Annotated in this window: 10 protein-coding genes; 7 read left to right on the top strand and 3 right to left on the bottom strand. The window is 68.3% G+C overall.

What is annotated here, in order from left to right:
• Nucleotides 1-102 precede the first annotated feature (102 nt).
• Nucleotides 103-588 (bottom strand): FBP domain-containing protein, encoded by a 486-nt coding sequence (locus J7E68_RS15365; RefSeq protein WP_215174041.1) that lies wholly within the window; start codon nt 586-588, stop codon nt 103-105.
• Nucleotides 589-896: 308 nt separating this feature from the next.
• On the opposite strand from J7E68_RS15365, the gene J7E68_RS15360 reads away from it, so the two are divergent.
• Nucleotides 897-1,244: a hypothetical protein gene (locus J7E68_RS15360; RefSeq protein WP_215174039.1), complete on the top strand. Its 348-nt coding sequence runs from the start codon at nt 897-899 to the stop codon at nt 1,242-1,244.
• A gap of 24 nt (nt 1,245-1,268) precedes the next feature.
• Here the strand turns inward: J7E68_RS15360 and J7E68_RS19940 are convergent, their stop codons facing one another.
• Entirely contained in the window at nt 1,269-1,448 is a 180-nt protein-coding gene (locus J7E68_RS19940) for a hypothetical protein (RefSeq protein WP_251049044.1), read from the bottom strand.
• On the opposite strand from J7E68_RS19940, the gene J7E68_RS19935 reads away from it, so the two are divergent.
• Together J7E68_RS19935 and J7E68_RS15350 are read left to right on the top strand one after the other, a co-directional pair.
• The gene (locus J7E68_RS19935; protein ID WP_251049043.1) at nt 1,447-1,707 is read left to right on the top strand and encodes a hypothetical protein; all 261 of its coding nucleotides are present in this window, start codon (nt 1,447-1,449) and stop codon (nt 1,705-1,707) included. The genes J7E68_RS19940 and J7E68_RS19935 overlap by 2 nt on opposite strands.
• A gap of 167 nt (nt 1,708-1,874) precedes the next feature.
• A complete protein-coding gene (locus tag J7E68_RS15350) occupies nt 1,875-2,075 on the top strand; it encodes a CsbD family protein (RefSeq protein ID WP_215174035.1) in 201 nt (66 codons plus the stop codon).
• Nucleotides 2,076-2,120: 45 nt separating this feature from the next.
• Here the strand turns inward: J7E68_RS15350 and J7E68_RS15345 are convergent, their stop codons facing one another.
• Nucleotides 2,121-2,285, bottom strand: a complete 165-nt coding sequence (locus tag J7E68_RS15345) for a hypothetical protein (RefSeq protein ID WP_167347464.1) — start codon at nt 2,283-2,285, stop codon at nt 2,121-2,123.
• Nucleotides 2,286-2,408: 123 nt separating this feature from the next.
• Between J7E68_RS15345 and J7E68_RS15340 the strand changes: the two genes are divergently transcribed.
• The 4 genes from J7E68_RS15340 to J7E68_RS15325 are packed head-to-tail and all read left to right on the top strand — an operon-like array spanning nt 2,409 to nt 5,956.
• A complete protein-coding gene (locus J7E68_RS15340; protein WP_215174034.1) occupies nt 2,409-2,675 on the top strand; it encodes a Rho termination factor N-terminal domain-containing protein in 267 nt (88 codons plus the stop codon).
• Between the two features lie 10 nt (nt 2,676-2,685).
• Nucleotides 2,686-3,756 (top strand): YbdK family carboxylate-amine ligase, encoded by a 1,071-nt coding sequence (locus tag J7E68_RS15335; RefSeq protein ID WP_215174033.1) that lies wholly within the window; start codon nt 2,686-2,688, stop codon nt 3,754-3,756.
• Nucleotides 3,757-3,793: 37 nt separating this feature from the next.
• Nucleotides 3,794-5,200, top strand: coding sequence for an MFS transporter (locus J7E68_RS15330; protein WP_215174031.1), 1,407 nt, complete (start codon nt 3,794-3,796; stop codon nt 5,198-5,200).
• A 60-nt stretch (nt 5,201-5,260) separates the two neighbouring features.
• Nucleotides 5,261-5,956 carry a DUF899 family protein gene (locus J7E68_RS15325; RefSeq protein ID WP_215174029.1) on the top strand — a complete coding sequence of 232 codons (696 nt, stop codon included), beginning with the start codon at nt 5,261-5,263 and terminating at the stop codon, nt 5,954-5,956.
• Nucleotides 5,957-6,137 lie beyond the last annotated feature (181 nt).

Genomic DNA, 6,137 nt, shown 5'->3' with positions numbered 1-6,137 from the left:
TCGACGGCGTCAAGCGGGTCGAGGCGGGAACCATCCGCCTGTGGGTCGGCGGCGCGTGCGACGACGAGGAGACGGTGACGCACCTCGAGATCGTGTGAGCGGTCAGCCTCGCACGGCGCCGATGAACGAGGCGACGTGCTCCTGCAGCTTCACGATCCGCATCTCGCGCGCGAGCTCGCGGTCGTAGCCGTCGTACGCCAACGGCGGCAGCACCCGCACGTTCTGCGAGCATCCGAATTCGGCGCAGACGAGGGTGCCGATCGTGTCGCCCTTGCGTCCCGCGGGCCCGGCCTTGCGGGCGACGTACAGCTGCACGTCGTTGCGCAGCGTCACGTCCTCGCACCACGAGCACTGCGCCCGGGCGGTCACGCGCTGTTCCGCGCGCTGCAGGATCACGCCGGTCAGCACGTCATCGACCCAGGCGACGACGTACGAGCGACGAGGGGGCTTCGGGTCGACCCAGCCCAGATAGTCGAGCCTGTCGAACTCGATCTCGGCGTAGCCGGGCGGCAGTGTCAGGTCGGACGCCTCTTTGCGGGAGGCGTTGAGAAAGGAGGTGCGCAGGGTGCGCTCGTCGATGGGACGCATGGGAACAGTGCTTTCGTGCGGGCCGCAGACAGCGGCGAAGAAGAGGAGAGGGCAACCGAACGGATGCCGGGTACGACGTGGCCCCGGGGACGGGATGTTCCGCCTCCGGGCGATCGTCAGCCTCTGTCCGTGGCGCTGAACGCGCCCACGGCTCCATTCCGCGCTCTACCCGGGATCCGGAGAGCGCTCTTCGACAACAGCACGCGGAGAGTCTACGCCCGTTTGTTTCGGAGCATGTCGGGGCGGGTTCCGTCTGTCTCTCAGCCGACCTACTCTTGCCGGAACATCCGCTCACGAAGGAGACCACCGTGTCCACGCCGCTGAACCACCTTTCGCCCCTCTCGGTGCGTGAGCGTTCTGCGTGCATGTGCCGGCACGGCTTCGCCTGCTCGTCGTTCGAGGCCGGTCACGCGCTGCACCTCATCCAGGCGCGCATCGCGTCGGCGACCCGCAGCGAGTGGGTCGACGCGGTCGTCGAGCATGCCGATGCGGCCACGGGCGACCTGGTCGTGCGCACACTCGACGGCGCCGCCCACGTGGCCTGGAACGCTGCGGGCGCGGCTCTGGAGGCACCGGCGGGCACGCCGATCGCCCTGCACGTGCGCTACGGCGTGCTGGCTGTGGGCCGCACGCAGTTCAACGTCGCGCTCTGCTGAGCCCGACGTGCGATGCGAGGCCGCTCAGGCGGTCGCCATCATCATGTCCTTGACGGCCATGCACGCGTCCATGCGGTCCTTGCAGGTCTGAGCGCACATCTTGCAGACCTCGCTGTGGTCGGCGTGCGCCATGCACTCGTCCATGCAGGTCTGGCACATGGCGATGCAGGCATCGAGCATCGCCATCATCGACGCGGGGGTCATGCCCTGCATCCGCATCATCGAGCGCATCATCGTGCCTGCCATGTCGGCGCAGTTCATGCACGCCGGAGAGCAGTCCATCATCTGCGTCGAGCACACCGTGCACGCCTGCTCGCAGGCCGAGCACGCATCCATGCATGCCTGCATGACGGCCATGTCCATCTTCGCCATGTCGGGCATCGACATCATGTTCGTGCGCATGGCGCCCATCATCATCGAGTCCATGTTCCACCGCTTCCTTCGTCGACCGCAGCCGAGGTGAGAGCGAGCAGGACCACCCGCCTGGGGCCAGGCTAGTCGCCTGCGCGGTCCACGTCGACGGCCGAGGGGTGCTGTCACGCGAGGTCGTCGTTGTCAATCCCGTGTGCAGGATCCGCAGCCCGTGCGACGGTGGACGGACATTGATCGACTGATGAAAGGAAGTGCCCCATGAGTGGAGCAGACGACATCAAGAACGCAGCGGAGAAGGCCGGCGGAAAGATCAAGGAGGGCGTCGGAAAGGCGACCGACAACGAGAGCCTCGAAGCTGAGGGCCGTGCCGACCAGACCGAGGCTTCGGTGAAGCAGGCCGGGGAGAACGTCAAGGACGCCGCGCACAACGTCGGCGAGAACCTGCGCTCCAAGGACTGACCGCACACGGAGTGAGGCCCGCCTGAGCGGGCCTCACTGCGCGGATCAGCGGGTGCGGCTGCCGGAGATCGCTCGGATCAACCAGGCGATGACCGCGATGGCCAACAGCACCAGGCCGACCCACAGGAGGAACTGCAGGGACTGCACGAGTCCGCCCGTGATGGCCAGAATGATGGCAACGACGATGATGATGATCAGCAGGATGTTCATCGGTCTTCCCTTCTCGGGGCGCGGGGGAAGCGCCCATCTACGGTCACCCAACCTAGACCGCTCGATCCCGTGTCCCGAGGGCCTTGACTCGGGGCTTCCCGCCGTGCGAGAGGAGAAGACGACATGCCAGGACGCAGGAACAACTCTCTGAAGGACCCGGAGCTGTACGAAGAGCTCCGCGACGACGGCGCCTCGAAAGAGAAGGCCGCCCGCATCTCGAACGCCGCCGCGCGAGACGGCCGCAGCGCGGTCGGGCGCCGAGGCGGCGAGCACGGCGACTACGAGGACTGGACGGTCGCGGAACTGCGCGCACGCGCGAAGGAGATCGGCCTCACCGGTTACAGCCGCAAGCGCAAGGCCGAGCTCGTCTCGGCGCTGCGCGACCATTAGGGCCGCGCCTGTGGCCCGGTTCGGCGTCGAAGAGGAATTCGTCCTCCTCGACGAGCAGACACTCGTCCCGTCGGCCATGAGCTCCGAGACGCGCGAGCGCATCCTGGACGAGGTGGGCGGTGGCCTCACCCCCGAGTACCTCACCTGCCAGCTCGAGTCCGCGACCGAACCTGCGTCGACCATCACGGATGCGCGGACGCAGCTGCTCCGCACACGCGGTGCTCTCGGAGCCATCGCCGCCGAGCAGGGCGTGCTCGTCGCCTCCACCGGCACCCCGTTCATCTCGCCCAATCGCTTCGTGGTCTCCTCGTCGGCCCACTACGACGCGGTCTCAGCCCAGCTCGTCGAGATCACGCGCGAGCACGAGGTCAACGGTCTGCACATCCACGTCGAAGTGCCGGACGACGAAGAGCGCGTCCGCGTCGTCAACAGGGTCAGAGCCTGGCTGCCGCCCCTGCTCGCTCTCACCGGCAACTCCCCGTTCGCGCACGGCAGGGATTCGGGTTTCGCCAGCTGGCGGAGCATCCTGATCCGCAGACTCCCGGCGTCGTGGAGTCCGCCGCACTTCCGTGATCTGACCGACTATCGCGCGCACGTCGAGCAGCTCGTGGCGATGGGCGCGATCGCCGAGACCAGCTCACTGTCGTGGTCCGTGCGACTGTCGGAGCGGTTCCCCACCGTCGAGGTGCGTGTGTTCGACGCGCAGCTGACGGTCGAAGAGACGCTGCTCGCCGTCGCTCTCACCCGTGCGCTGATGCTCAGCGACGCTCTCGACGACTGCCACCGGCTGGGGGTCGACGCGATCGACGCCTCGCTGTGGACCGCCGCGAGATACGGACCGGATGCCCGGCTGGTCGACCCGTCGAACGGCGAGATCACCGCTGCGTCGACCCTCACCGAGACGCTGCTTCATCGACTGCGCCCCACGCTCGCGCACCTCGGCGACGACGACCTCGTGACAGAAGGGCTGGCGCGGATCCGCGCGGAGGGAACGGGAGCCCAACGCCAGCAGGCGGCGTACGCCCAGAACGGGAGCGCGGGACTGCGCGATCTGTACCGTTCGAGCACTCGTCCCGACTGACGGCCCGCGCGCGTCCTGACGGCAGTAATGTCAGCGTGTGGCATCCTCTCGCTTCGCGCCGCTGCAGCGCCTCGTGATCTCCGTCGCCGTCCTGGCGTCGTTCGTGACCTTCCTCGACGGCACGGTCGTGACCGTCGCCCTGCCGGCGATCAGCCGTGAGCTCGGCGGCGGCATCACCACACAGCAATGGGTGGTCGACGCGTATCTCATCACCCTCAGCGCGCTGATCCTGCTCGCGGGCTCTCTGTCGGACGCCTACGGCCGGGTGCTCGTGATGCGCATCGGTCTCGTCGCCTTCGGTGTGGCGTCGGTCGCGGTCGCCGCCGCACCCGATCCGCTGATCCTGATCATCGCGCGGGCAGCGCAGGGAGCGGCCGGCGCCCTTCTCGTGCCGAGCTCCCTCGCGCTGATCACCGCGACCATGCGCGCCGACGTGCAGTCTCGCGCGATCGGGGTGTGGACGGCATTCACCACCGCCGCCCAGCTCGTCGGCCCGCTTCTCGGCGGTCTCTTCGTCGACTTCCTGTCTTGGCGATTCGTCTTCCTCATCAACGTCGTGCCGATCGGCGTCACACTCGTGCTGCTGTCGCGCCTGAAGCTGAAGGAGCACCCGAGCGGCGTGCGGGTCGACTGGCTCAGCGGCGCCCTGTGCGCGATCGGGCTCGGCGCGGTCGTGTTCGCTCTGATCGAGCAGCCGAACCTCGGCTGGGGCTCTCCGGCGATCTGGCTGCCCGGCATCGTCGGCGCCGCCCTCTTCGCCTGGTTCCTGGTGCGACAGCAGCTCTCGGCCGCACCCCTCATGCCGCTCTCCCTGTTCCGGGTGCGGGACTTCGCGTGGGGCAACCTCGCCACCCTGTTCGTCTACGCGGCGCTGTCGCTGAGCGGCTTCGTCGTCGGCGTCTATCTGCAGCAGGGTGCCGGACTCAGCGCCACCGCGGCAGGGCTCGCGAGCCTGCCGATGACGATCCTGATGATCCTGGTCAGCTCGCGCGCCGGCTCGTGGGCAGGTCGCTTCGGCCCTCGCATCTTCATGACGGTCGGCCCCCTGACCATGGCGGTCGGCTCGCTCATGCTGCTGCTCGTCCGCGAGGACTTCGACTACTGGTGGCAGGTGCTGCCGGCCATGATCGTCATGGGTCTCGGGCTCTCTCTCACCGTCGCCCCGCTCACGGCAGCGATCCTCGGCGCGATCGACGAATCGCGCTCGGGGATCGCCTCCGCTGTGAACAACGCCGTCTCGCGCGTCGCCGGACTGCTCGTGGTGGCCATGCTCTCGACGATCATCGGCGGCACCCTCGACCTCGACGGATTCCACAACGCGGCCTGGGTCACTGCCGCACTGCTGGTGCTCGGCGGGGTCGTGTCGTGGATCGGCATCCGACGCAATCCGGCCGAGGAGGTCGACGCGCAGCCGGTCGACGAGGAGCCGTCGCCGATCGGTTGACGATGTCGGTGGTCGGGCGCACACTGGGGGCATCGTCTCTCTGACCACCGGAGGTCCACCGTGAGCACGACCCAGACTCCCCTTCCTGCCGTCGTCGACGCCGACACATGGCGCCGCGAGCTCGACGCGCTGCGTGTGCGCGAGAAGGCCGCGACCCGCGAACTCGACGCCATCGCCGCCCAGCGCCGACGCCTGCCGATGGTGAAGCTTCCCGACTACACGCTGGTGGGTGCAGAGGGCCCGGTGCGTCTCTCGGACATCTTCGGGGAGCACACGCAGCTCATCGTCTACAACCACATGTGGACCGACGGCAACGAGTGGCAGTGCCCCGGCTGCACGGGGTTCACGTCGCAGTTCACGCGCCTCGACTTCCTCGAGCGGTACTACGACGCACGATTCGTGATCGTGACCAACGGTGCGATCGACGAGGCTCTCGCCTACCGCGAGAGAGTGGGCAACCGCATGGCGTGGTTCTCGAGCGCCGACAGCTCATTCGGGTCTGACATGGATGCCGGCCCGAACGAGGGCTTCGGTGTGAACGTCTTCCTGCGCGACGGCGACACGGTGTACCGCACCTGGCACACGAGCGGACGCGGCACCGAGCGCATGAGTCAGCTGCAGGGCCTCGTCGATTTGCTGCCGTACGGCCGTCAGGAGGAGTGGGAGGACTCACCGTCGGGATGGCCGCAGCATGAGACGTATTCTCAGGGGATGGGTTCGAAAGAGATCGCCGCGCTGTACGGGACAGGCAGCTGAGGCGCGCACGGGTGGCCGCCGCCGCCACCATGATGCTGGTCCTCTCGCTGGTCGGGTGCGCCGCGGCCCCGGCGCCGAGCGAGACCTCCGCCACGAGCGGCGGCGGAGAAGCCACCGAGACCGCGAGCGCCTTCGCTCTGCCACCCTCGGGAGCGACCACCGACTACCAGCCCGGCGGCGC

This window comes from Microbacterium sp. ISL-103, assembly GCF_018613995.1.
Taxonomy (GTDB): domain Bacteria; phylum Actinomycetota; class Actinomycetes; order Actinomycetales; family Microbacteriaceae; genus Microbacterium.
This window is presented reverse-complemented; position numbering and strand designations above follow the sequence as displayed.

Bases quoted from the DNA above. Each gene is read 5' to 3' on its own strand.
- J7E68_RS15365 (WP_215174041.1), bottom strand. From the start codon at position 588: ATGCGTCCCATCGACGAGCGCACCCTGCGCACCTCCTTTCTCAACGCC.
- J7E68_RS19935 (WP_251049043.1), top strand. From the start codon at position 1,447: ATGCCCTGCATCCGCATCATCGAGCGCATCATCGTGCCTGCCATGTCG.
- J7E68_RS19940 (WP_251049044.1), bottom strand. From the start codon at position 1,448: ATGACCCCCGCGTCGATGATGGCGATGCTCGATGCCTGCATCGCCATG.
- J7E68_RS15350 (WP_215174035.1), top strand. From the start codon at position 1,875: ATGAGTGGAGCAGACGACATCAAGAACGCAGCGGAGAAGGCCGGCGGA.
- J7E68_RS15345 (WP_167347464.1), bottom strand. From the start codon at position 2,285: ATGAACATCCTGCTGATCATCATCATCGTCGTTGCCATCATTCTGGCC.
- J7E68_RS15340 (WP_215174034.1), top strand. From the start codon at position 2,409: ATGCCAGGACGCAGGAACAACTCTCTGAAGGACCCGGAGCTGTACGAA.